The sequence below is a fragment of the Enterococcus sp. DIV0724b genome, from assembly GCF_050531475.1.
Taxonomy (GTDB): domain Bacteria; phylum Bacillota; class Bacilli; order Lactobacillales; family Enterococcaceae; genus Enterococcus_L; species Enterococcus_L haemoperoxidus.
In genome coordinates this window covers 2,612,339-2,637,333 of the sequence record NZ_CP172890.1, presented here as the reverse complement: position 1 = coordinate 2,637,333, position 24,995 = coordinate 2,612,339, and the positions used below count along the sequence as shown (strand labels likewise).

Sequence of the window (24,995 nt, the reverse complement as noted above, 5' to 3'; positions counted from 1 at the left end):
AAAGGTGAAGTGGACATTGAAAGATTTAGTATCTATTATTATAACCTGCTATAATCATGAAAAGTATATTGCACAGTGCCTAGAAAGTGTTTTTTCTCAGACGTACAGCAATATCGAATTATTAATTATAAACGACGGTTCAACGGACGATTCTAGTAACATTATTGCGAATATGTTGCCAAGCTCGCCCTATAAAAAAACAGAGTTTGTCTCTCAAGACAATGCGGGTATTTGTATTGTTAGAAATCAAGGATTAAAATGGGCAAATGGAGAATTTGTTTTATTTGTTGACAGTGACAATTACCTTGATAATGACTATGTTGAAAAATTGATTTTTACTGCGCAAAACAATCAATCAGATATCATTTACACAGACTTATTTGATGTAGATGCAAATAATGTGTTTATGGAAGCAAAAGAATTCGATTTAGAGTCCTATTTAACATCGAATTATATTGATAATTGTTCTTTAATTCGAATGTCGAAAATTAAAGATAGCAGGTATGATTTAGAGCTTAATCGTAAAAAACTAGTTGATTATGATTTTATCATGAACTTAATTTTAATGAATGGCGCGATACCCAAAAAATGCCATGATACGAAATTAAATTATAGAGTGCTAAATGATTCAATTTCCAGAAAAGATAATCATTTATCTGAAACTTTTTATTTCGAAGTTTACTTGTATATATTGAGTAAATATGTTCAAAAATTTCCTTTAGAGATTATGGAAGCAGTCAAAAATAATATTTTGATCTTAGCGAGTAGAATAACTGATCTTATAAAGCATATGGAAGGTGTTACTAAACATGTTCATAATCAAGAACATGATTTAACTCAACTCGCTGAGCAAATCGAAACATTAAAAGAAGAAATCAGTGTAAGGATAAAAACAGAAGAAGAAGCGACTATTGAAAATACAAGATTGATAAATGAAAATGCCAAAGTAGTCACTGAAAATATTGAGTTATCAAGCGATAATCAGCATTTAAACAATATGATATCAATACTAGAAGTAGAAAAAAATCAAATCTTGAATTCTAGATCCTTTCGAATTGGAAATCTCGTAGTCAAACCACTTAGCATAGGGGGGAGGATTATCAAAAATCCTCGATTAATTGGTAAAGGACTTCGTAAAATCAATCGAATGATATCTAGAAAGCTCAAACAGTTTCCAAGTGTAAGAACAGTTTATCTAAAAATTGTAAGAGATACTCAGAGAAAGAAAAATAATTATGATCAACCTAGTAGGGTCTTAATTTTTGTGATTTATGAAGATCAAGAAAAACTTCAAGAGTACAAGCTGTTTTTCTTGAAAGCACTCGCAAAATTTGTGGATAATGTTTTAATTGTTGTCAATGGTAGTTTACCAGATGAAGATATTTTAGAGCTTTCAGAAATAGGACATGTGGAATTAAGAAGCAATCAGGGATATGATACTGCTGCGTTTAGGTATGGTATAAACTATTTTGGAAAAGAACAATTGAGCAAATATGATGAACTACTATTAGTTAATGATACGAATGTTGGACCAATTGGGGATATATTATCTGCTTTTTCTAAAATGGCAAAAAGAAAATTAGATTTTTGGGGAATTTCATATGGAGAAGAACAAAATGATTTCACTCAATACAACAAATATGGCTTTATTCCTATTCACTTACAATCTTATTTCCTAATTATTGAGAAAACATTATTAACGTACCAAGGATTTTATGACTATTGGACAGATTTAGATGATACCGATTCAAGGAATAAAGCAATAGGTAAGCACGAAACAGTCTTTACGAAGCATTTTGAAGAGCTAGGATTTAAACATGGGGCGCTTAATGAAAATAATGAGGATAGCCCAATGTATATTCATCCTTTAAAAATGGTAAAAGAAGGTGTACCATTAATAAAATATACGGCTTTCTCGAACTATAACAATGATAAGTTTGCATGGCAAGGGTTACTTAGAGAGACAGAAATCCCTGAATTGATAGAATATATAAGAACTGAAACAGATTACCCGATAGAAATTATCGAGCAAATCATGGAAGATGTGAAGACCAAAAAAGTAAAAGAACATATATTGATTATTGATGGTGTAGAGAATGCTATTCCTCAATTAACTAAATATCGAGTGCAGAATAAAATGGAACAATTAGAATCGCTTGGTTATGATGTTTGGAGTATAAATCTATCTTCTTTTCAAATGGGGTATGCGGAACACGCAAGTCATATAATCATTTATCGTGCGCCGTTGGACTATAAGTTGGTGGAGCTGATTCAATTGGCTCGAAAATACAATAAAGTAATTTTATATGATATAGATGATTTAGTGATTGATACAAAATACACCAATCAATTGACCTACGTTAAGAATCTACCAGCGTCTGAAAAACAAAACTACGATAATGGTGTGATTAGTTATGGAGAAATGCTGAAGCTGTGTGATGGGGTAGTTACATCAACTCAAAAAATGCAAAGTGAACTTTTCAACTATAAAGATTTAGTTTTACTAAACAGAAATTTAGCGAATATGGAATTAGTTCAACTGAGTAAAGATGCAATGAAAAATTATGATAATTTAGATGGAAAAGTGAAAATAGGCTATTTTTCTGGATCGATTACACATAATGAAAACTTTGATTTGGTGAAGGATGCTATCATAAAATTACTAGAAAAATATGATAATCTAGAACTTCATTTGGTTGGGCATTTAGATCTTCCAACTGAAATGAAACCTTTTACTAACAGAATAAAAACTCATCCATATGTGTCATGGCAAAAGTTGCCTAATTTAATTAGTGAAGTCGATATCAATATAGCGCCTTTAGTAAATTCTATTTTTAATGAAGCAAAATCTGAAATAAAGTGGCTTGAAGCGGCACTTGTGAAAGTACCGACAGTTGCTAGTGATATTGGTGCATTTAAAGAAATGATTATTGATAATGAAACAGGGATCCTTGTTTCTGATGATGAGTGGTATGTTAAGTTGGAATCGCTGATTCAATCCAAAGATATGAGGAAAGAAATCGCTGGAAAAGCGTATAAATACGTTTTGGAGCATTGCACAACCAATCATAAAATAGATGAGTTAGTAGGGTATATTAATGAAAAAAAAATTTGAAAAACCAGAAAAAATATTTTTACTATGGGCTTCTGTATTTATTAGTTTAAGTATTTTTTTGATGCCAATAGCTAGAGTTCCAGATGAGGCGAGCCATGCTAGAATGGCTTGGGGAATTTTATATGAGAAGACTGATAAGAGCTTTCAATGGCAAAAAATCGATAGTACTAAAGGAGAAATTGATATAGAAGAATATTATCAATTATTCACTAATAAATTAGATTTTAGCAATGAGAAAGTTAAGCTTTCCCTGCCACCAAAAAGAATAATGCAATTACCGCAGTTATTAGGTATGTCGTTAGGAAAGATCATTTATCCTTCAGTAGGAATTATGATTACCTTAGGGCGCATATTCAACGCTATATTTTATATTTTGATGATGTATTTTATTATAAAATATCTAAAGTATGGAAAAACAGCATTAATGTTTATATCTCTTTTACCGATAATGATTCAACAGAGTTCATCTCTTTCGTATGATGTTATGAATTTTGTTGCAGTAACAGGTTTCTTCGCAATTTTAAGTAATTTATCAGTAGAAAAATTACTTACGAAAAAATATATAATTTTTTTGATGCTTGCTACATTAGGATTATATATAACTAAGATCAATAATCTATTCTTAGTAGCTTTATTGTTGACTTTAAGCTTGAGACTCCCAGACAGATTTGGTAAGACGAATGTCTGGATTGAAAACTGTGAAAGATTGATTGAAAAATATAAATATATTCTAATAGTTTTTGTTTTAGGATTTTTAATGACGTTTTCAGTTTTTTACTTCAAAGATAAAGGCGGAATAACAAATTTTGCACAAGTAATGCTGAATACCGTTTTAGATAATAACTTAAATCCTCATTTAAATACGTATTTAACAACCGGGATGTTTGGTTATTTAGGAATATTTGATTTTCAAATTCCTATGTGGTTGATCTTTATTGATATTGCTGTGTTAACAATTCTATTAATGAAGAATGAACCATATAAATTAAATAAAAGTTTCGGGGTATTGTCTGGTGGAATGTTACCTTTTCAAGCAATTGTTATTATAGGTGGTATGTATTTCGCTTGGACGCCTCTTGTATTGGGAGACGATGCATTGATATCTCAAGGAGCGCAAGGAAGATACTTTACACCGTTTTTAATATATCTTGTACCACTTTTTATTAGTTGTAAAGAAAAGATGACTGTTGTTTTTAATGAAAAGAGTCTAAGCAAGCTTGCTGTAACTACGATTATCATGAATTTTGTTATGATGATTTACCTAATCCTTTTAACATATTGGTTCCCATTACAAGAAGCTGAATGGTTGATAAATTTAAGAAAATTGATAGGATGATGATTATGAAAACAATTCTCTTTGTTTCACCAACAGGTACATTAGACAACGGAGCGGAAGTATCAATTTTTAATTTAATGAAATTCTTGGCTTTTGAAGGATACAAAGTAATAAACATCGCCCCAACACAGCAAAAAGTTACTGAAAATGATTATTCTAAAAGGTTTACAGAATGTGGTATTGACTGTATTTTGATAAATAGTCAACGCTGGTGGTGGGAAGATGCGCCAGGACATTTATTCGGTACCGAGGCTCAGAGAGCTAACTCATATAGAGAAACGATCAAACAAATCACTGATGTAATTGAAGAGAATAAAGTGGACATTGTTATCAGTAACACTGTAAATATTTTTCAAGGAGCAGTAGCTGCTGCATTAAAAGTAACACCTCATTTTTGGTTAATCCATGAATTTCCAGAAAATGAATTTGCTTATTATATCAATAAGCTAGATTTTATTGATGATTATTCAACTGAAATTTTTGCGGTCAATGGCCAATTAAGTGAAAAAATAGCAGAGTTATTTCCTAATAGAAAAATAAAATCTTTTTCTCCGTATACGGAAATTGATACAATAGAGCCAAAAGCTGGAAAGAAACAAAGAATTGTATCAATAGGACGGATATCTGAACGAAAGAACCAACTTGAATTGATTCAAGCATTTGAAAATTTGAATCGCTCCGATATAGAACTCGTTTTTATAGGTGGATGGGATGAAGAGTACAAAAAAGAATGCACGGATCATATTAAAAAAAATCGAGTAAAAAATATTTCATTTTTAGGAAATATGGAGAATCCTTGGGAGAACTTAACAGATCAAGATTTATGTGTATTTCCTTCTGCAATGGAAACATTCGGTTTAGTTTATGTTGAAGCCTTATTAAATGGTATTCCTGTAATACTATCAGACAATCCGGGGCACTCTTCTGCATACGAAATGTTTAAATTTGGACAACTTTATAAAACAGGTAATGTTGAGGAATTAACATCGTTGATTGAGACAACATTAGACAACTTTACACAGGTCCGAAAGGATGCTTTCAAATTTATATCAGAGGCTAAAAATATTTATGAGTTATCAGTTGTTTATAAAGAAATTATTAAAGAAATAGACACTAATGATCATAAACAAGAAAATTCAGTTCGACATATCAGTAACCTACTTACTTTAGATGAAAAGAAAAGCAAATTAGCACGTTTAGAATTTAAAGTCAGGCAAAAGTTACAAAGAATTATTTATAAAGTATTTCGTAAATAAGAAGAAATTGTTTTATTATTTTTGAAGCCTTCAGCATTTAGCTGTTAATAGTCTAGCAAAAGAAGTGTTTCCTAAGTAAACTTGAATATAATATTTTTAAATAGTACAATACAATTAAGTTATCAGTAGTGGAATCACTCTGTATTCTAAAGTGATAACTTAATTTTTTTCTGTGTATTATTAATTTTTAAAAGCTAATAGTGATAAGGGAAGGAATAATATGGAAAAGTTAAAACATACCTTTATGATATGTGCTTATGGAGAATCTCCTTATCTTAGAGCGTGTATTGAATCTTGTGTTAATCAAACTTTGGTAAAAGCTGGAAAATCACACGTACAGTTGTACACAAGTACACCAAATGATTTTATCGAAAATTTATGTAAAGCTTTTAATATTCCTATGTTTACTCTCCAAGGTGGAGGTATTGGTAAAGATTGGAATAATGCTTTATCATTTGTAGAAACAACCTATGCAACAATTGCACATCAAGACGATGTATACATACCTGACTACGGAAACCTTGTGGTCCAAACGTTTGAAAAACATAAAAAGTGTAATATTGTTTTTACCGATTATAGTGAGATAGACAACAAAGGGGATTTAAGAAAAAGAAATATTAATTTATATATAAAAACCGCTGGTCTACACATGTTATCTATATTACCGTTTAAATGGTATCAAAGACGAATTTATGCTTTTGGTAATTTTATTTCTTGTCCAGCTGTTTCGTACAATATGGAAAGGCTGAAAGACTTTAAATTCGATGAGTCACTGAAGATGACATTAGACTGGGATGCCTGGGAAAGAATTATGAAAAAAGAAGGCAACGTTAAGTACATTCCAAAAAGACTAATGTTTCACCGAATACATGAAGATTCTGAAACAACAAATAACACAATTGATAAAACAAGGGAAGTTGAAGAGCAATTATTGTTTGAACGTTATTGGGGAAAAAATATTTCAAAGCTCATAATGAAATTCTATACTTTTAACCAAAAATCAAATAATACTTAATTTATTTTTTAGGGACGGTAAAATGAAAACTAATAAAATTTTATTGATTATTCCAGCTTATAATGAAGCTGATGGAATTGTAGAGGTAATAAAAAAAGTAGAAGAATATAGACGGTCGTGCTCTTACCATCTTGATTATGTGGTAATTAATGATGGTTCCACCGACAATGAAGAAGAGGTTTTACAGGCTAACAACATCAATCATATCGAGCTTGTTTATAATTTAGGCATTGGTGGAGCTGTTCAAACGGGCTACAAATATGCTTTAAATGAAGGGTACGATATTGCTGTACAATTTGATGGTGATGGGCAACATGATATTTATTCTTTATCTAAATTAATCGATCCAATCATTTTAAATCAAGCTGATTTTACTGTAGGTTCAAGATTTGTTTTAGATAGTGATTCAGAATTTAAATCATCTGGTGCTAGACAACTGGGCATTAAAATTTTATCCAATTTGATTCGTGTGTTGACAGGTGTAAATATTAAAGATGTAACTAGCGGATACCGAGCTGGTAATAGAAAAATAATCCAGCAATTTGTGGATAGATACCCAAGCCAATATCCTGAACCTGAGAGTTATATGTATTTGATAGCGAATAAGTTTAAGATCAAAGAAGTCGGAGTTAAGATGTTTGAGCGAGAAACAGGGAAATCGAGTATTAGCATCGTAAATTCAATTAGCTATATGATTAATGTTTCATTATCGATATTAATTGCTTCATTAATAGATAAGGAGGAATATTAATGCCTTTTCAATTACAAATTTTAGCGGTTTTGATAGCGATTATTTTTTTTGTTTCTACTGTTCATTTGACACGAAAAGGTCATGCTGAAGTTCGTCAGATGAACAAATGGCTGTTGTTAGGTATTGTTATGATAGTGGGTGCGTTATTCCCTCCAATAGGAAATGCAGTAGCTAAATTGTTAGGTATCACTACTTTAACATCGTTAGCTCTTTTCTTATTAACAGGAATTCTCCTGTTTTTCTCTTTGGTTACGCAAATCACGTTGATTAATACAGAAAAACAGTTAAGAATACTAACACAAGAATTATCTCTTTTAAAGAAGAAGATGAATGAAACAGAAGAGGATTAGTTTATGAATGGAATTTATTTGTCTCAAGATCTGACTCATGCATATGGGATCTTGGAAAAAATCAATAAGCAAATTAACGAATTTGAAAAAAATGATTTCCATATGACTAGACATATAAATGGGAAAAGGAATATAGTCCATTTATTAAGAAATCTAGTCCCATTTTTTTCAGAACAATACTTTAATACCAAAAATATAAACTGGGAAAATTTTGACTTTGTTTATATTCGCAAAGGTGCTGTTTTAGATAAAAGTGTAGTTAAATTAGTAAGAAGAGCGAAAGTACTTAACCCTAGTATAATAATAATTCTTGAAGTTCCGACATATCCTTATCTCAATGAATTTAATGGTTTAGTAAAACTTGATATCATGATGAAAGAGCGAATATGGACACGAGAATTGTCGAAATACGTTGATAGAATAGTTACTTATTCAGATGATCGGGAAATTTTTGGAATTGAATGTATCAATATTTCTAATGCATATGAATTTACAACGATGAAGTTTGATAGTAAAAAAGTAGATCAATCCATCAACTTGTTGGGTGTGGCGACGCTTTGTTTTTATCATGGATATGACCGATTGATTGAAGGGTTGAAAAATTATTATGATGATGACAAAAAGAAAACAGAAGTCAGTTTTACCCTTATAGGAGATGGACCTGTTTTAAAGAAATATCAAAAAATGGTCACAGATTACCAACTTGATCATGTAATCCATTTAAAAGGAAGAAAAAAACTTTCTGAGCTTGCAGATTACTATCAAGCGTCTGATATTGGTGTTGATTCTTTAGCAAGACATCGTTCAGGTGTTTCGTACAATAGTAGTTTAAAAGGGAAAGAATATCTTGCTAAAGGGTTGCCGATTATTTCCGGTGTTGCAACAGATTTAGATGAGCGGAAGTTACCTTTTTATTATAGAGTTCCTAGTGACGATACACCGATAGAAATTTCTGATATTGTCCATTGGTATGAGCAACTTTTGAATGATAAATCCAAAAATCAACTTTCTCAGGAAATTTACCTTTATGGGGAAAATAATTTTACGTTTGATAAAACATTTTGTCCAGTAATTGAGTACTTGAAAGGAGTTAGGCATGAGTGAATTAGTGAGTATTATTGTTCCTATTTACAATGTTGAAAAATATTTATTAGAATGCTTAGAGAGCCTTGTAAATCAAACATACAAAAACATTGAAATTTTATTGATTGATGATGGATCAACTGATCAATCTAGAGAAATCGCTCAAGAATTTTGTGAGGCTCATCCAGAGTTTAAAACTCAATTGATTGTGAAGGAAAATGGGGGTCAATCTAGTGCAAGAAATGTTGGTATTCAACATGCCAAGGGTACATACTTTATTTTTGTGGATAGTGATGATTTGATTTCTTCGACTCATGTAGAGATCTTATATAAAGCAGTGAATGAAATGAATGTAAAGCTTGCTATGTGTAAATTCACTAAAAATATTAAAGAATTATCTAACAATCTTTCAGTGAATAAGACATCTTTAAAAGGTGATTTTTTAACACTAGTAGAAAAACTATATGCATCAGATTATCATGCTGTATCAGCTTCTGGCAAAATTTATCATCGTACGCTAATTGAAGAAGTCAAGTTTCATGAAGGAATCATATATGAGGACGGTATTTTCTTCTATGAAATAATAGATAAGATCGATGAAATAATTTTAGTAGATTCTGTGTGCTATTATTATAGAACCACAGAAAATTCAACATTGATTTCTAAAATCAATAAGAAAAATTTTGATATTCTCAAAAAGAATGAACTTACACTTTCATTTTTCAAGAAAAGTCATCCAGAAGCACTGACACATTTTTATCAGAAAGCTATGAATGTAAATGATTTTATGGCTGTAAAGTGTATGGAAGATAAAACAATTTTATCAAAAGACTTGCTAAAAAAATTGTACTCACAAAATAAACAATATTCAAAAGGTTTTTTCCCACGAAATATCATCTATTTATCTTGGACAATGTATTATTTTTTTATTTTTATTATAAGTAAAGCTTATAAAACGAATCAGCCTGACAAGGATGTTTTCTTCAAAAAGTTGGTCAAGAGGGTTGTACGTTGATCATTTCTGAAGCACAGGAAATAGGGATACTATTTTGTGAGTTTCTTTAGATGGAAGGAAATGTTCTAATCAAAAAACTACGATAGGTTATTAATTCAAGAAGTGAAATATAGAAGGAAAGGGTTTTTAAATGAATAGTACTTTTCGCATAGGTATGATATTTACAGCGATTGGACAATATAGTGTTATATTGATTCAATTATTGATAAATATCATTCTTTCAAGATTAATTCCAGTAGAGGAATTTGGGATAGTTGCAAATGCTCAAGTTTATTTGCTTTTTTTTCAACTGATAGTAACTGCTGGAATAGGACCAGCTATTATCCAAAAAAAGGAATTGAATGAGAGAGATTATGGTATCTTATTTAATTACACAATCCTTTTTTCAATTCTTCTAAGTATAATTTTTGGTTTTTCAGGTAATCTAATTGCACTTGCATACCATAATGATATGTATAAACCTTTATTTTGGTCAATGTCGGTTGTTGTCCTTTGTGAAGGAATAAATACGGTTCCTAGAGCTATTTTAAATAAAAGCCTGCGTTTTCGAGCGTTGAATTTACGCTTGTTTTTTTCAAGTTTTATTGGAGCAATATTTGGTATCACTGCCGCATTTGCCGGATGGGGTATATATGCTTTAGTTATTTGTAGCGCTGTACCGGCAATTGTTTCGCTAATATTAAATTTTTCAGCAGTAAAAATTCAATATACAAAAAGTTTAAACCCTCAACCTTTTTTATCTATTCAATCTTTTACAAGAAATCAGTTATTCTTCACTATTTTTAATTACCTTTCAAGAAATTCAGATAATTTGTTAGTGGGAAAATTTTTAGGTCCTGTTCCTATCGCTAACTATCAAAAAAGTTATCAGTTACTTACAATGCCTACAACTGTGTTCTTGGGTGTGATAACGCCAGTATTGCAACCGATACTTTCCCAACACCAAGATAACGTAAAGTTAATTAGAGAAACTTTTTTCAAAATTATTCGCGTTTTAAGTTTAATTGCTTTTCCTTTAACAATTTTTATGATGCTAAATGCACAAGAAATAATCTTTTTCCTTTTTGGTTCGAGATGGTATGGAGCTGTGGTTCCTTTTTCTATATTGTCGTTTAGTCTATGGGCTCAGATGTTGAATGCAGTGACTAGCAGTATATTTATGGCTCGAGACCACTCTAACAAACTATTAGTAAATGGAATTATTTCTATTCTAATAATGATTCCTAGTATAATAATGGGAGTAAGTTTTGGAACGATTATCTACGTTTCAATTTTTGTATGTATTGCCAATCTTATTAATTTTATTGTGTCTTATTGGTTATTAATGACTAAAGTTTTAGATGGCAGACTGCAAGATGCATTGAAACAACTTATTATTCCAGCTCTTATGAGTATATTAGTAGCAATAATAATGTTTATTACAAATCCTTTCCTTAGTTTTTCTAATCTATTTTTTACCTTGTTGGTAAGAGGAATTGTTTGGCTTGTTGTAGTATTTATTTGTATGTACTTTTTTGGTGAAATTAAGGTAATCAAAAGTTTGTTCAAGGAAAACAACAATAAAAATTAATAAAATATTATCTGACTGAATTATAAAAAGTAATTAGATAAAATGATTTTCATGAGTGAAACAGAATATTATTATGTTTCACTCATGATAAGTAGTTTGTTTTTTTTAAATTGATATCTATGATGGGATAAAACTTGTCTAAAAGAGATAGAAATACTACATTATAAATGGCTGTCAAGCTGATAACGAAAAGATTTTTTTTATATCATTGCTTTATAAATTTGAATATTGTAAAATTAGAAAACTCATTAAATTCACTATAAAAAAGTTTGGAGATTGATTTATATGAAGAAAATTTTTTCTTTAGGAACTGTTTTTTTATGTTTATCCACATATGCATATCCACCTATGCAAGCATTAGCGGAAGTTACATCAAGTCAAGAAGTAACTATCCAAGATACATCCAGTACATATGGAAGTACAGAGAATACACAGAGTGAAAGTTCAACAATTAGTAGCTCTAGCGAGGAAAAGACTGAAGTATCTAGTAGTACTACAAATAGCACTATAGAAGAGACTAGTCCTCTAGCAGAAGAAAATCTGGAGTATTACGAACCACGTCCGTCAGATCGTTCCGACCTAGCTTCAAAAGGAAGAAGTAAAAGAGAAACTAGAGAAGCAATAGATGTAGTGATGGCAGGTGAAACAAATCGTCCAACAGTCAGTTTTATTGATGTGTCCTCACATAACGGTACAATTACTGTCGCTCAATACCAAATGATGAAAAACTATGGGGTAAAAGGTGTTATCGTAAAACTGACAGAAGGAACAACCTATCTTAATCCTGAGGCAGAGTCACAAATAAGAAATGCTCAAAGTGCAGGCTTAAAAGTTTCCGTGTATCATTATGGTCATTACACTTCAGCTACAGGCGCACAAGCAGAAGCAGCATATTTTGCTAGTAAGGCTAATGCACTAGGCCTATCTAAAGAAACAGTGATGGTATCTGATATTGAAGAACCAGCTATGCGAATTGATTCTCTAAATGCAAACACGATGGCTTTCAAAAATAAATTGAATAGTTCTGGATACAGTAAGGTTGCATACTATTTGTCAAGAAGTTGGTTGGATGTTGCAGGAGGTATTTTTGATACTGGACTATTTGGTAAGAATAATACTTGGGTAGCGCAGTATCCATATTCACCTACAGCTTCTCAAAATTGGAATAGTGACTTTTCTTCATGGCAATGGTCTTCAAATTTTTATTTCCCAGGAATTGCTCATGCATTTGATATAAATACGGATTATACAGGATTGTTTACCGGAGATGCAGCATGGGATGAAAGTATTCCGGTTACAGGAAAAACCTCAATTGTAGATACAACAGGCTCTGAGACTGTGTATAATGCTACAGGAAACATAGAAACGGGTGGACAAACTCCAAAGTCTGTCCAATTTGCTACTTGGTCAGATAAAAATGGCCAAGATGATCTTCAGTGGTATTTTGGTAAACAGAATAATGATGGAACATACAGCGCAAGCATCGATATAAGGAATCATAAAGATGCAGGTAATTATAATGTGCATACGTATATCCAACTTCCAAATGGAAAAATGAAATTTGTAACAAGTAATAGATTTGTAATTTCTAATCCAACCTTAAGTGCAGAGGTAGGGGAATATAACGTAAACAAAGGTACGTTTGATGTAACCGTAACTGGAGTAAGCCAATCAGGAATAACTCGGGTATCTGTTCCAGTATGGAGTAAAGCCGATCAATCAGATATAAAATGGTATGATGCAGTAAAACAATCAGATGGAACCTATAAAGCAACAGTAGATATAAAAAACCATAATCATAATACAGGAACGTATAAAGTTCATGTTTATATGTATTCGAATAATGGACTTACAACTAGCATTGCAGCTAATACAGTAAATGTAACGTTGCCAGAAGTGAATGGAACAGCTGAAATCAAAGATTCAAATGGAAAAGAAACGATCTATACTGTGACTGCAGATATTTCAATGGGAATCTATGACATCAATACACCTGTTCATTTTTTAACATGGTCGGATAAAAATGGCCAAGATGATCTTCAATGGTATTCTGGTAAGAGAAGTAGCAACGGAACTTATAGTGCAAGTATCGATATAAAAAAACACAAAGATGCAGGTAGTTACAATATGCACACGTATATTCAACTTCCAAATGGAACAATGAAATTTATAACAAGTAACAAATTTACAGTTTCTACCCCAAAATTGAGTGCAGAAGTAGGGGCATATAATACAAAAAAAGGCACCTTTGATATAACCGTAACTGGAGTAAGCCAATCAGGAATAACTCGGGTATCTGTTCCAGTATGGAGTAAAGCCGATCAATCAGATATAAAATGGTATGATGCAGTAAAACAATTAGATGGAACCTATAAAGCAACAGTAGATATAAAAAACCATAATCATAATACAGGAACGTATAAAGTTCATGTTTATATGTATTCGAATAATGGACTTACAACTAGCATTGCAGCTAACACAGTAAATGTAACATTGCCAGAAGTGAATGGAACAGCTGAAATTAAAGATTCAAATGGAAAAGAAACGATCTATACTGTGACTGCAGATATTTCAATGGGAATCTATGACATCAATACACCTGTTCATTTTTTAACATGGTCGGATAAAAATGGCCAAGATGATCTTCAATGGTATTCTGGTAAGAGAAGTAGCAACGGAACTTATAGTGCAAGTATCGATATAAAAAAACACAAAGATGCAGGTAGTTACAATATGCACACGTATATTCAACTTCCAAATGGAACAATGAAATTTATAACAAGTAACAAATTTACAGTTTCTACCCCAAAATTGAGTGCAGAAGTAGGGGCATATAATACAAAAAAAGGCACCTTTGATATAACAGTAACTGGAATAAGCCGATCAGGAATAACTCGGGTATCTGTTCCAGTATGGAGTAAAGCCGATCAATCAGATATAAAATGGTATGATGCAGTAAAACAATCAGATGGAACCTATAAAGCAACAGTAGATATAAAAAACCATAATCATAATACAGGAACGTATAAAGTTCATGTTTATATGTATTCGAATAATGGACTTACAACTAGCATTGCAGCTAGCTCAGTGGCAATTTGAAACATCTACTAAAGAAAACATTAATAAAGTTTCCTTGTTAATTTGTGATGAGGAAGAAAATCCAAAGAATTAAATCATTTAGTATGAGTCCTAGAGGTCTTTTCCTCTAGGTCTTTTTATTTGGTTGAAAAAGAACAGTACCAAAGCATAAAATAATCCTCAATTTAAAATTATAGAAGTTACGGAAGCCGTAGGCATTTCTCTTTAATACTTTGATATGGTTATTCAAGCATTCTAACGGTCCGTTGGAATAAGGCAAATCTAACGCATTTTTAATGCCCGTTTGAACTTTTTTAAAGGTAGTAATGGTTGTTTGATAATAAGCTGGAAGCCTAGAATAATCTTGTTCTAATAACGCATGAAACCGTGTGTAATCTCTTGTTTGTATGGCATAGAGAAAATCCTGATAACAGGTATAGCCAGCTTTTAATTCTTCATCATAGGCAAGTAACCGATCCACGAGTTCGGTTTCTGTTAAATAAGCACGGAAGGAAGGACGCCATTGGCGTTTTTCAAAATTGAGCTTCGATTGATTCTTTTGAAGTAGTTTCCAGTATTTCTTCAAGTGACGGTATTTTTTGGCTTCTACAGATCCTTGATGGAGAAAGGTATTCATTCGTTGAATACGGTGTTTTAAGAACGTTCGCCCGATGTGTTGCACAATATGAAAGCGATCAAGAACAATCTGAGCCTTGGGAAATAGTTTCTTAATTAAAGAAAAATAAGGCGCATACATATCGCAAACAATGTATTTTACACCTTCACGAACAGATAAAGAAAATCGTGAGAAATAGCGTTCTAAAAAAGGAAACTGGCGGTTTTCAACGACATCGAGTAATTGCTTTGTTTGTCCATCCATCATAATGAAACTCATAGAGGCAGCGACTTGTTTCACTGATTTAAATTCATCAAAACAAAGAACTTCTGGCAAGATGAGTCGATTGATTTTTTTTGGTTCGTAAAACTGTTTCAATACGCGATAAACAGAGGAAACAGAGACCTTCTTTTGACGGGCAATTTCGCTCATAGACGAAGTGTTTCGTAGACGCTCGGCAATCGAAAGCTTGACTTTCTTCGAGATCGAGCAACACTTTTCGATAAGACTTGTTTCAGCGACAAAAGTTCTATCACAAGAATGGCAGAAGAAATGACGTTTCTTCAAGCGTAAGTATGTCTGAACCTCAGAGACATCATTCAGTAAAATCAGACACGTTGTAAAGCTCCAAAGAATAATCGATCCGTTTTCTTTGGCACCACAATGATGACAGGAGTGAGCGAAATAATCCAATGTACCAGAAAATACGTGGCAGATTCGTCCTTTGATTCGTTCCTTTTTTAAAGAATTTTCATTAAAAGTAATATTTAAGTCTAGAATATCTAAGGTATTTTTGATAAGATTTGTATAGGACATCTTGATTTCCTCCTTTTGATTGGTTTTAGTCGACTTAATTCTAAAGGATATCAGGGTGTCTTTTCTATTATTTTGCATTAAAAAAGATGTCGGTGATTGTTCACCAACATCAGAAAGTATAGAGCCATAAAATCCTTTTAATTGTTTGATACTCGTTGTTAGGAATGATACAATATCTTCAATTGGAGGTAACTTATGACAAAAATAATCGCCCACAGGGGCAGCAAAGGAACCCATCCAGAAAATACCTTAGCTGCATTTAAAGAAGCCATTCGTATTGGTTCTGATGGAATCGAGTTAGATGTTCAGCTATCAAGAGATAAACATCTAGTCGTGATTCATGATGAAATGATCGATCGTACCACCAATGGTCATGGACATGTTGGCACTCTGACATTAGCAGAGTTAAAACAATTAGATGCCGGTAGCTGGTTTGAAAAAAATCCGATCTCTCAAGAAATCCCAACTTTAGAAGAAGTGGTCATGTTACTTAAAAAAGAAAATTTTCAAGGTTTGTTGAATATTGAGATTAAAACAGATACAATCCATTATGAAGGAATTGAACAGCTTATCGTTCAGCTCATGAGGTCTCAGTGTTGGCCTTTTGAGTATATGTATTCAAGTTTTTATTTTAAAAGCTTGGAAAAAATCTGGGAAATAGAAAAAAATCAACCTATTGCTTCAGTATTTAATCTGTCGGAGGAAGATGAAAAACGAGCACTTCGGTCAGAATTTATTGAAGGGATCCACCCAAAAGTTGATTGGCTAGTAGAACATTTAAATGATTTAGCAGAGTTTCCAAAAGAAATTCGTCCTTGGACAGTGAATGAGGAAGAAAAAATGAAACTTTGCTTCAGTCATCGTTTGGCTGGAATTCATACAGACTATCCAGCTAAGGCATTACAAATGCGCGAGTCGATACAAAATAAAGGATGAAAAAATTGGAAAAAGTATTAGTAATCGTAGGACCAACAGGAGTTGGAAAGACCTCTTTAAGTATTGCGTTAGCTAAAAAGTTAAACGGAGAAATCATTAGCGGCGATTCGATGCAGGTCTATAAACATTTGGATATAGGTACAGCGAAAGTAAAGGAAGAAGAACGTGCTGGTATCGTGCATCATTTGATAGATTGCCGAGAATTATCTGAGACTTATTCTGTAGCAGATTTTCAAAAAGAAGGGCGTCAGGCAATCGCCTCGATTACAGCAAAAGGAAAATTACCGATTGTTGTTGGTGGAACAGGGTTGTACGTTCAAGCACTGCTTTATGATTTTGAGTTAGGCGCCAGAGATGAATCAACAGACATACGAGAGCGGTATGAACAATTTGCTGAAACACATGGAAACCAAAGCTTATGGGAGTTATTACAGAAAAAAGATAGCCAAGCAGCTGAAAGTATCCATTTTAATAACCGTAAAAAAGTAGTTCGGGCACTAGAAGTATTTGATAAAACAGGCTTTAGTATTTTGACCCCAAAAGAAAAACCAAAAAAATTGTACGATTATTTCTTGGTTGGTTTAGAAACGGACCGTACAAAACTTTATGGGCGTATCAACATGCGTGTCGATATAATGATGGCACAAGGTCTTTTAAAAGAAGCGAAACTACTTTATAACATGCAAACGCAACAGTCGATTCAAGGGATCGGCTACAAAGAGTTTTTTCCTTATTTTGAAGGTAAAGAATCTTTAGAGGAAGCAATTGAACAAGTAAAGCAAAATTCTAGAAGATATGCGAAAAGGCAGTTGACCTGGTTTAGAAATCGTATGGATGCTAGCTGGTGGGACTTAATACAAGCACCTGATACTATTTTAACTTTAGAAAAAGAAATAGAGAAATGGTTGGATTCTTAGGAAGGACAAAAAATGGATAAAATAGCAGAAAAGGTCATCTTAGTCGGGGTAGAAACAGAGGGGAATTACACTCGATTTGAAGGTTCTATGAAAGAACTAAAAAACTTAACGAAGACCGCACAAGGGGAAGTTGTTTTTTCTTTAACGCAAAAACGGCCTCGAATAGATTCGCAGACTGTGATCGGTAAGGGAAAAGCAGAAGAATTAGTTCAGTTAGTCGATGCGTATGAAGCGGATATCGTTATTTTTAACCATGAATTAACACCAAGACAAAATCAACTGATTGTTGAAGCTGTCGGTGTAAAAGTAATCGATCGAGTACAATTGATTTTAGATATTTTTGCGATGCGGGCACGTTCTAAAGAAGGGAAATTACAAGTTGAGCTAGCTCAGCTGAATTATTTGCTTCCCCGATTGGTCGGGCAGGGGAAACAGTTATCTCGTTTAGGTGGTGGGATCGGAACTAGGGGCCCTGGAGAAACGAAACTTGAATCAGACCGCCGACACATCCGTGATAAGATCATCGCAATCAAGCGTGAGCTAAAGGAAGTCTCAGCTCATCGTGAGCGAAGCAGACAAAAACGCCAATCATCAGATTTGTTTCAAATTGGTTTGCTCGGCTACACGAATGCCGGAAAATCAACTATTTTAAACTTGCTGACAACGGCGGGTACTTATTCAGAAGATCAATTATTTGCAACTCTGGATCCTTTAACTAAAAAATGGCAATTACCGCAAGGGATGATTGTAACGCTAACAGATACTGTAGGATTTATTCAAGATTTACCGACGCAGCTGATCGAAGCGTTCCAATCAACGTTGGAAGAAAGTCGAGGAATGGACTTGTTGTTACATGTGGTCGATGCAAGTGCCGAAGATCGCTTACAACATGAACAAACAGTTGTCGACTTAATGAATGATCTAGATTTAGAGCAGATTCCTGTTTTAACAGTTTACAATAAAAGTGATCAAATCGATGAAGCTGACTTTGTCCCTACGCTGTTTCCCAACATATTAGTTTCAGCTAAGAGTACACTAGGGAAAGAAGAACTCACAAAAGCGGTTAGAGAGAAGATGATGGAATTATTAGTTCCATATGAGTTTGATATACCTTCAAACCAAGGACAACAACTAAGTGAATTGAAACGTTATACGTTACTTTTATCGGAAACATTTGAAGAAGAGGAAAATGTATATCATGTTAAGGGATTTGCTAAGAATAACTCTAAATGGACACGTGAGTTAGAGAAATAAATATCAAAATAAATTGTTACAAGTAGATGTGATTAAGAGTATAATTGTATAGTATATAACTGAGTGGGAGAACCTTTATAGTGTTTTTTTACTCAGTTTTTTTATTTTGGTATAGTTATATTGTTGTCTATATTTGTTTCTAAACAAAAAATATTTATTGGTCTAAGATACAGTGCTGCTTTATTTTCTTCCATATTGATGTGTTCATCCGTTTTTTTAGTGATTATTTCATTTTGCTATGTATACTTTTTTAAACTGAATTTGAGCAAAAATATATTTTCTGTAAGTTTATCGTTAAAGATACCTTTTTTATTTAGCCACAAATTGTGTGGGATTTTCTCGATGTAGCAGCTTTTTTTGGGATTATTTATTTTTATGTTAGAAAACCTAACATAAATCATTGACAACAGAAAAAAGTATTGATATTCTATATCTAATCTATCTAGCTAAGCAGGCTAGCTTCTCGAAAAAAAGATATAATCTGTTTGTGAAAAACTCAAACAAACCTATTTACCTATTTTTCTATCGAAACTGAACAAGCTTGCTACACTTTTAATCGAAGAGAGGGGGGTGGATATGAGAGAAAAGGAACTGAGAAGGTCAATGTCAGTTTTTCCAATTGGTACAGTTATGAAACTGACTGATTTATCAGCACGGCAAATACGTTATTATGAAGAGCAAGATTTGATTCATCCTGAAAGAAGCGAAGGAAATCGACGTATGTATTCACTAAATGACATTGATGTATTGCTTGAAATCAAGGATTATTTATCTGATGGTCTAAACATGGCTGGAATCAAACGTGTTTATGAAATGAAGCTGGAAGAACAAATGCATGCCCAAGAAACAAACAAACCGCTGACCGATGAAGATGTTCGGAAGATTTTATATGATGAACTTATTTCTCAAGGCGGACTTACTCAACAAAATCCATTCCAATCCAGAGGCCCAAAATTGTAACAATTAGCTTTACACAAAAAATGAAGGACGTGAAGGAAGACGATGACGAAGAAACAAAACACAGTAGAAGATATCAAACGAATAGCCGATGAAGAAAATGTTCGATTTTTACGATTAATGTTTACAGACATTATGGGAACAATCAAAAATGTGGAAGTTCCAGTGAGCCAATTAGATAAAGTGTTAAGCAATAAAATGATGTTTGATGGGTCTTCTATTGAAGGTTTTGTGAGAATTGAAGAAAGTGATATGTATTTATATCCAGACGTATCCACATGGATGATTTTTCCGTGGGAAAGCACACATGGGAAAGTTGCTCGTCTGATTTGTGATATTTATAATCCTGATGGAACACCATTTGCAGGAGATCCTCGTGGTAATTTAAAACGAGCATTAGCAGATATGGAAACGTTAGGTTTTACTTCATTCAATCTTGGGCCTGAGCCGGAATTTTTCTTATTCAAATTAGATGAAGATGGTAAAATCACAACTGACTTAAATGACCGAGGTGGTTATTTTGATTTCGCACCAACCGATCTCGGTGAAAACTGCCGTAGAGATATCGTTCTTGAACTTGAAAGTCTTGGGTTTGAAGTTGAAGCTTCTCATCATGAAGTGGCGCCAGGTCAGCATGAGATTGACTTTAAATATGCTGATGTTATCGAAGCCTGTGATAATATCCAAACCTTTAAATTAGTCGTTAAAACAATTGCTAGAAAACATGGCTTACACGCAACATTTATGCCAAAACCATTGTATGGCATCAATGGATCAGGAATGCACTGTAACATGTCATTATTTAAAGGCGATGAAAATGTCTTCTACGATGAAAATGGTCCGATGCAACTAAGTCAAACGGCTTATCATTTTCTTGGTGGATTATTGAAACATGCTCGTGCTTATACAGCCGTTTGTAATCCAACGGTTAACTCATATAAACGTTTAGTACCAGGATATGAAGCGCCTGTATATGTTGCTTGGAGTGGTCGCAATCGTTCGCCGTTAGTTCGAGTTCCTGAATCGCGTGGCTTATCTACTCGTTTAGAGTTACGATCAGTTGATCCGTCAGCAAATCCATATTTAACAATGGCTACACTTTTACAAGCGGGATTAGATGGAATCAAAAATGAAATTGATCCACCACAAGCGGTTGACCGTAATATTTATGTGATGAATGAAGAAGAACGAAAAGAAGCGCAAATCCATGATTTACCTTCAACACTGCATAACGCTATTAAAGAATTACGTAAAGATGATGTAATGATCAATGCGTTAGGTGAGCATATTTATGTGAACTTTGTTGAAGCGAAACGTATGGAATGGGCAGCTTTCCGTCAAACTGTTTCTGAGTGGGAAAGAGAACAATATTTAGAGTTATACTAAGAGCTACGAGCTTGGGACGTAAGTCCCAAGAATCTTAAAATAGAAGAGCGAAAATCGTAAAAAATGATTTTCGGTCTTCTATTTTTTAGATTGTGTAGAGAATCATCCTTGTTTATTAGCTTAGTTAGCCTATATTTCCTTAAATTTACTGCCATTAACGCGAATCCAATTTCATTGTGTGTCTGCTGTTTTCCTCGAACAGAGAAACGAGTGAAGCCTAAACAAGCCTTCAAATGTCCGAAAGCAGGTTCGACGTCAATTTTTCGTTGGCGATAGATTTTACCTGTTTCTACTTCTGAAAGCAGCTGTTGAACCGTCGCTTTAAAATATTCCCAGTTCATGTTCTTTTGAATCTCACGATTCTTGTCACTCTTCGCTTTTGTACATTGTCTTCGAAGAGGACAATTCGAGCAGTCTTCACATTCATACCGTTTTAAATACCGTTTAAATCCATATTTATCTGTACGAATAGAATAATTTCGAAAAGTCATTTTCCGTCCGTTTGGACAAAGAAACGTTTCCTCTACTTCTTGGTACGGCCAGTTTGCTGGAAGGAACGGATTTTGTTTAAACTTTCTCTTCTGTTCTTTATGATACATGGCATAAGTGATGAGTGGTGTTCGCTCATGATCCTCTAAAACCGCTTGATAGTTTTCTTCTCCTCCGTAGCCGGCATCTGCGACAATATAGTTTGGCAGATCAAAGAAACGCTCTTTTAAGGTGATTAAAAAAGGGCGGAATGTTCGTGTATCTGTTGGATTTGAGAAAAGATCGTACCCTAAAATGTACTGACTGTTTGTGGCAATTTGAAGATTATAGCCAGCTTTCAACTGCCCATTCTTCATGTGATCTTCTTTCATGCGCATAAAAGTGGCATCTAGATCCGTTCTAGAGTAACTGTTTCGTTGCCCTAAAATCTGTCTATGTTTTTGATAAGCGAGTTTTCGCTCTTTAAAGTCCTTGAAAAGTTTCCTTAATTTTTTTGGAACTTTTCGTTTAGAACGAATTGATTTGCGAGTAATTCCATCCTCTGCTTGTTCGATTTTGACTGTAAACTTTTCTACAACCTGCGCTAGATTTTCTTCAATCTTGCCTAATTCAGTGACAGATAATTCCTTTGCGGACTCTCGCTCAATTTCAGGAATAATTTGATTTTTTAACAATTCATCGTAGAGAAAATTTGATTTTTCAGTAAGCTTTTTATCAAAGTTATCAATGGATTTTCTCCAAACAAAGGTGTATTTATTGGCATTGGCTTCAATCTTTGTACCATCGATAAAAATGGCTTCTTCATCGATTAATTGTTCCTTGACTAATTGGCTACGAAACTGGACGAAGCACTCCCGAAGGAGTGCATTCACTAAAGGATTCACTCGAAAACGATTGATGGTTCGATAACTAGGTTGATAACTTTGAGTAAGCCACATCATGCGAATACTGTCTTTCGTTAGCGCTTCAATCTTACGACCAGAAAATACAGATTGCGTGTAAGCACATAAAATCATCTTCATCATCATTTTTGGATGATAAGAAGAAGGCCCCATTTGATGGTGAAAAGGAAGAAAGCGTTCCTCTGGAATACTTTCGACTAATTGATTAATGGCAAAAGCAATATCATTTTTTTCTAACTGAAAACTAAAATCTAGAGGAAGAACGACTTGATTTGTGGTATAATTTTTAAACATAAGAACACCTCGCTAGTTTATTTGTTTAGTCACTTTTATTTTAGCAAAGGTGTTCTTATTTTTGTACAAAAAAATAATCCAGATGCCAATCAATTTGACTGATATCTGGATTTTTCGTTAGGACTTACGTCCCAAGCTCATTTTTTATATTGTTCGGTTAACACTGAAGAAGTATGTTATAATTATAATTGAGAATCATTATCAATTGAACTTGAAAAGGAGAGGGAATCATGATCGTTCAAACTGTTGCGTTTACTATAAAAAAAGAAGGAAAAGAAATTTTCGAAGCTAAAACAAGTAAAGATGTCGCTTCAATGGTAGGATTTTCAGGTTGTGTATCAAGTGAATGTTGGTATACAGAAGATAAGGATAACTGTGAATTTATGTTGGTTTCTAAATGGCAGAGTAAAAAAGATTTTCAAAACTGGCTAAAACGTCCAGAGCACTTACAAGAACATCGAGAGGCACATAAAAATAAAGACAGCAAACCGTCTATCGTTATAGAAAAAATTAGAAAAAGCTACGAAGTTTTTGCTTAAAAATAGCAATTAGAATCTGGAGTAATTTATTTACTTTGGATTTTTTTTAACTTTATACCACGCCTTCATTCAAATAAGTGTAAAATTAATAAAAAAGCGGGTATAGTAGAAGTTAAACAAACATTAAGGAGAATAGAAATGAACAAATTAAATTTTTCTCCAGCTAACTTTGAAAAGCTTCAGCAACAGGGGTGGGACAAAGCCGCTCTAGTTACCTACATAAATAATATAAATGGAAATAAACTGAATGCCAACCAAGAAATTTTTTTAGTTGGTTCTGAAATCTACACAGAAATGTTAAAAAATAGTCAGCTTTCAGATCAAGAAAAAGTTATACTAGTCATCGATCATCTGGGTGGTTACCTGAATGATTCAGGTGATTTACAGTTTGCGTCAACTGAATATAAATTTTATGATCAAATGCCGCCAGGGGCACCTTTTTTCGATTACTATTCAAAAGCTGTACAACGTGCTTATCCAAATGGTTTGATCATAGCACAAGCAGATAAAAAATTAACAAAAACAGCCCTCAAGAAAAAATATGAAAATGAAACGAAAATCCATCAATTTAGAAATCAATTAGATAAATGTATTATTGAATATGTGGAAGACTACAAAAAATGCTACAATTTAAAAAATGATGAAGTTGCAATCAAAACGATTCTTAAAGATAATTGGTTTTATGCAGATCCGCAATATCATAACCGTGCTCATATTGATATAGAGATTTCGGCTGGTGATCTTAAAAAAGGAAGTAGAACCCTTACTAATAAAGGGTTATTAAAAAAAATCAGAAAACGAGGGTTTTATCGAAAAATTTTATCGGGAGATTATCATAGTGAATTTATTTTAGATGAACAGGGTCAACTTTTAAGCCAATGGAAAGAACAAATCAAAGAAAGAGACTACTTAGAATGTGCAATTGCAAATGGTGAATCGTTCAACTATGGCGAGCGCCCTAGATTTGATCAATATCATACACACGATAAACTAGATGGAAATCCTCCTCGATACTTTGATACAAATAAGCGGACTCAACTTAAACAGAATTGGATTTCGCCAACCGATAATTGGTTTTATCAAGCGGTTAGACGCTTAGCAGAAAAGGGGGTTCGGTATAAAAAACGAACGAACAAAATCTAAATCAAAAGCCATTAAAGTTGGGAGTATAGGTTCCTGACTTTTTTATTTTTCACAAAAATTCTTTTTATTTTAAAGAAAGAAAGCAAAATAATCAATAAGTTTGTGAAATATTTTCACAAACTGTTTCAAAATTGAGCAGCTTCCGTTATAATGGAGAAGAATATGCGTGCAACTATT

At 33.1% G+C, this 24,995-nt stretch carries 19 protein-coding genes; 17 read left to right on the top strand and 2 right to left on the bottom strand.

The features are described 5' to 3' along the window. Positions 1-16: 16 nt before the first annotated feature. The 10 genes from IGJ02_RS12130 (at position 17) to IGJ02_RS12085 (ending at position 14,590) form a co-directional block, all read left to right on the top strand. On the top strand, positions 17-3,115 hold the full coding sequence (locus IGJ02_RS12130) for a rhamnan synthesis F family protein (protein WP_430602151.1): 3,099 nt from the start codon (positions 17-19) through the stop codon (positions 3,113-3,115). Further along, positions 3,099-4,451 (top strand): DUF2142 domain-containing protein, encoded by a 1,353-nt coding sequence (locus IGJ02_RS12125; protein ID WP_430602150.1) that lies wholly within the window; start codon positions 3,099-3,101, stop codon positions 4,449-4,451. Before IGJ02_RS12130 ends, IGJ02_RS12125 begins: the two co-directional genes overlap by 17 nt. Before the next feature lie 2 nt (positions 4,452-4,453). Continuing rightward, complete coding sequence (locus IGJ02_RS12120) at positions 4,454-5,707, top strand: glycosyltransferase family 4 protein (protein ID WP_430604112.1); 1,254 nt, start codon at positions 4,454-4,456, stop codon at positions 5,705-5,707. Positions 5,708-5,927: 220 nt separating this feature from the next. Beyond that, positions 5,928-6,722: a glycosyltransferase family 2 protein gene (locus IGJ02_RS12115; protein ID WP_430602149.1), complete on the top strand. Its 795-nt coding sequence runs from the start codon at positions 5,928-5,930 to the stop codon at positions 6,720-6,722. Positions 6,723-6,744: 22 nt separating this feature from the next. Next, complete coding sequence (locus tag IGJ02_RS12110; protein ID WP_430602148.1) at positions 6,745-7,473, top strand: glycosyltransferase family 2 protein; 729 nt, start codon at positions 6,745-6,747, stop codon at positions 7,471-7,473. Then, on the top strand, positions 7,473-7,823 hold the full coding sequence (locus IGJ02_RS12105) for a DUF2304 domain-containing protein (protein ID WP_430602147.1): 351 nt from the start codon (positions 7,473-7,475) through the stop codon (positions 7,821-7,823). The genes IGJ02_RS12110 and IGJ02_RS12105 overlap by 1 nt, the downstream gene beginning before the upstream one ends. Before the next feature lie 3 nt (positions 7,824-7,826). Then, positions 7,827-8,927 (top strand): glycosyltransferase, encoded by a 1,101-nt coding sequence (locus IGJ02_RS12100; RefSeq protein ID WP_430602146.1) that lies wholly within the window; start codon positions 7,827-7,829, stop codon positions 8,925-8,927. Next, a complete protein-coding gene (locus IGJ02_RS12095; protein WP_430602145.1) occupies positions 8,920-9,921 on the top strand; it encodes a glycosyltransferase family 2 protein in 1,002 nt (333 codons plus the stop codon). The genes IGJ02_RS12100 and IGJ02_RS12095 overlap by 8 nt, the downstream gene beginning before the upstream one ends. Positions 9,922-10,051: 130 nt before the next feature. Next, positions 10,052-11,491 carry a lipopolysaccharide biosynthesis protein gene (locus IGJ02_RS12090; RefSeq protein WP_430602144.1) on the top strand — a complete coding sequence of 480 codons (1,440 nt, stop codon included), beginning with the start codon at positions 10,052-10,054 and terminating at the stop codon, positions 11,489-11,491. Positions 11,492-11,776: 285 nt separating this feature from the next. Next, positions 11,777-14,590 (top strand): GBS Bsp-like repeat-containing protein, encoded by a 2,814-nt coding sequence (locus tag IGJ02_RS12085; protein ID WP_430602143.1) that lies wholly within the window; start codon positions 11,777-11,779, stop codon positions 14,588-14,590. A 106-nt stretch (positions 14,591-14,696) separates the two neighbouring features. Here IGJ02_RS12085 and IGJ02_RS12080 read toward each other — a convergent pair whose 3' ends face one another. Beyond that, positions 14,697-16,001: an ISL3 family transposase gene (locus IGJ02_RS12080; protein ID WP_430602142.1), complete on the bottom strand. Its 1,305-nt coding sequence runs from the start codon at positions 15,999-16,001 to the stop codon at positions 14,697-14,699. A 195-nt stretch (positions 16,002-16,196) separates the two neighbouring features. Here IGJ02_RS12080 and IGJ02_RS12075 point away from each other — a divergent pair, with 195 nt between their 5' ends. The 5 genes from IGJ02_RS12075 (at position 16,197) to glnA (ending at position 21,451) form a co-directional block, all read left to right on the top strand. Beyond that, a complete protein-coding gene (locus tag IGJ02_RS12075; protein ID WP_430602141.1) occupies positions 16,197-16,937 on the top strand; it encodes a glycerophosphodiester phosphodiesterase in 741 nt (246 codons plus the stop codon). 5 nt (positions 16,938-16,942) lie between these two features. Next, a complete protein-coding gene (gene miaA, locus IGJ02_RS12070; RefSeq protein ID WP_430602140.1) occupies positions 16,943-17,854 on the top strand; it encodes a tRNA (adenosine(37)-N6)-dimethylallyltransferase MiaA in 912 nt (303 codons plus the stop codon). 12 nt (positions 17,855-17,866) lie between these two features. Then, entirely contained in the window at positions 17,867-19,108 is a 1,242-nt protein-coding gene (hflX, locus tag IGJ02_RS12065) for a GTPase HflX (RefSeq protein ID WP_430602139.1), read from the top strand. A gap of 576 nt (positions 19,109-19,684) precedes the next feature. Then, positions 19,685-20,068, top strand: a complete 384-nt coding sequence (locus IGJ02_RS12060) for a MerR family transcriptional regulator (protein WP_010762956.1) — start codon at positions 19,685-19,687, stop codon at positions 20,066-20,068. 42 nt (positions 20,069-20,110) lie between these two features. Continuing rightward, complete coding sequence (glnA, locus tag IGJ02_RS12055) at positions 20,111-21,451, top strand: type I glutamate--ammonia ligase (RefSeq protein WP_010762957.1); 1,341 nt, start codon at positions 20,111-20,113, stop codon at positions 21,449-21,451. Here glnA and IGJ02_RS12050 read toward each other — a convergent pair. Continuing rightward, complete coding sequence (locus IGJ02_RS12050) at positions 21,448-23,136, bottom strand: IS1182 family transposase (RefSeq protein WP_430602138.1); 1,689 nt, start codon at positions 23,134-23,136, stop codon at positions 21,448-21,450. The genes glnA and IGJ02_RS12050 overlap by 4 nt on opposite strands. Positions 23,137-23,366: 230 nt before the next feature. Here IGJ02_RS12050 and IGJ02_RS12045 point away from each other — a divergent pair, with 230 nt between their 5' ends. Together IGJ02_RS12045 and IGJ02_RS12040 are read left to right on the top strand one after the other, a co-directional pair. Beyond that, positions 23,367-23,675 carry an antibiotic biosynthesis monooxygenase family protein gene (locus tag IGJ02_RS12045; protein ID WP_010762958.1) on the top strand — a complete coding sequence of 103 codons (309 nt, stop codon included), beginning with the start codon at positions 23,367-23,369 and terminating at the stop codon, positions 23,673-23,675. 138 nt (positions 23,676-23,813) lie between these two features. After that, positions 23,814-24,818: a DUF3114 domain-containing protein gene (locus IGJ02_RS12040; protein ID WP_430602137.1), complete on the top strand. Its 1,005-nt coding sequence runs from the start codon at positions 23,814-23,816 to the stop codon at positions 24,816-24,818. The last annotated feature ends 177 nt before the right edge of the window (positions 24,819-24,995 follow it).

Bases quoted from the DNA above. Each gene is read 5' to 3' on its own strand.
- IGJ02_RS12095 (WP_430602145.1), top strand. From the start codon at position 8,920: ATGAGTGAATTAGTGAGTATTATTGTTCCTATTTACAATGTTGAAAAA.
- IGJ02_RS12085 (WP_430602143.1), top strand. From the start codon at position 11,777: ATGAAGAAAATTTTTTCTTTAGGAACTGTTTTTTTATGTTTATCCACA.
- IGJ02_RS12115 (WP_430602149.1), top strand. From the start codon at position 5,928: ATGGAAAAGTTAAAACATACCTTTATGATATGTGCTTATGGAGAATCT.
- IGJ02_RS12045 (WP_010762958.1), top strand. From the start codon at position 23,367: ATGATCGTTCAAACTGTTGCGTTTACTATAAAAAAAGAAGGAAAAGAA.
- glnA (WP_010762957.1), top strand. From the start codon at position 20,111: ATGACGAAGAAACAAAACACAGTAGAAGATATCAAACGAATAGCCGAT.
- IGJ02_RS12125 (WP_430602150.1), top strand. From the start codon at position 3,099: ATGAAAAAAAAATTTGAAAAACCAGAAAAAATATTTTTACTATGGGCT.
- IGJ02_RS12105 (WP_430602147.1), top strand. From the start codon at position 7,473: ATGCCTTTTCAATTACAAATTTTAGCGGTTTTGATAGCGATTATTTTT.
- hflX (WP_430602139.1), top strand. From the start codon at position 17,867: ATGGATAAAATAGCAGAAAAGGTCATCTTAGTCGGGGTAGAAACAGAG.
- IGJ02_RS12080 (WP_430602142.1), bottom strand. From the start codon at position 16,001: ATGTCCTATACAAATCTTATCAAAAATACCTTAGATATTCTAGACTTA.
- IGJ02_RS12050 (WP_430602138.1), bottom strand. From the start codon at position 23,136: ATGTTTAAAAATTATACCACAAATCAAGTCGTTCTTCCTCTAGATTTT.
- IGJ02_RS12110 (WP_430602148.1), top strand. From the start codon at position 6,745: ATGAAAACTAATAAAATTTTATTGATTATTCCAGCTTATAATGAAGCT.
- IGJ02_RS12060 (WP_010762956.1), top strand. From the start codon at position 19,685: ATGAGAGAAAAGGAACTGAGAAGGTCAATGTCAGTTTTTCCAATTGGT.
- IGJ02_RS12100 (WP_430602146.1), top strand. From the start codon at position 7,827: ATGAATGGAATTTATTTGTCTCAAGATCTGACTCATGCATATGGGATC.
- IGJ02_RS12040 (WP_430602137.1), top strand. From the start codon at position 23,814: ATGAACAAATTAAATTTTTCTCCAGCTAACTTTGAAAAGCTTCAGCAA.
- IGJ02_RS12090 (WP_430602144.1), top strand. From the start codon at position 10,052: ATGAATAGTACTTTTCGCATAGGTATGATATTTACAGCGATTGGACAA.
- IGJ02_RS12075 (WP_430602141.1), top strand. From the start codon at position 16,197: ATGACAAAAATAATCGCCCACAGGGGCAGCAAAGGAACCCATCCAGAA.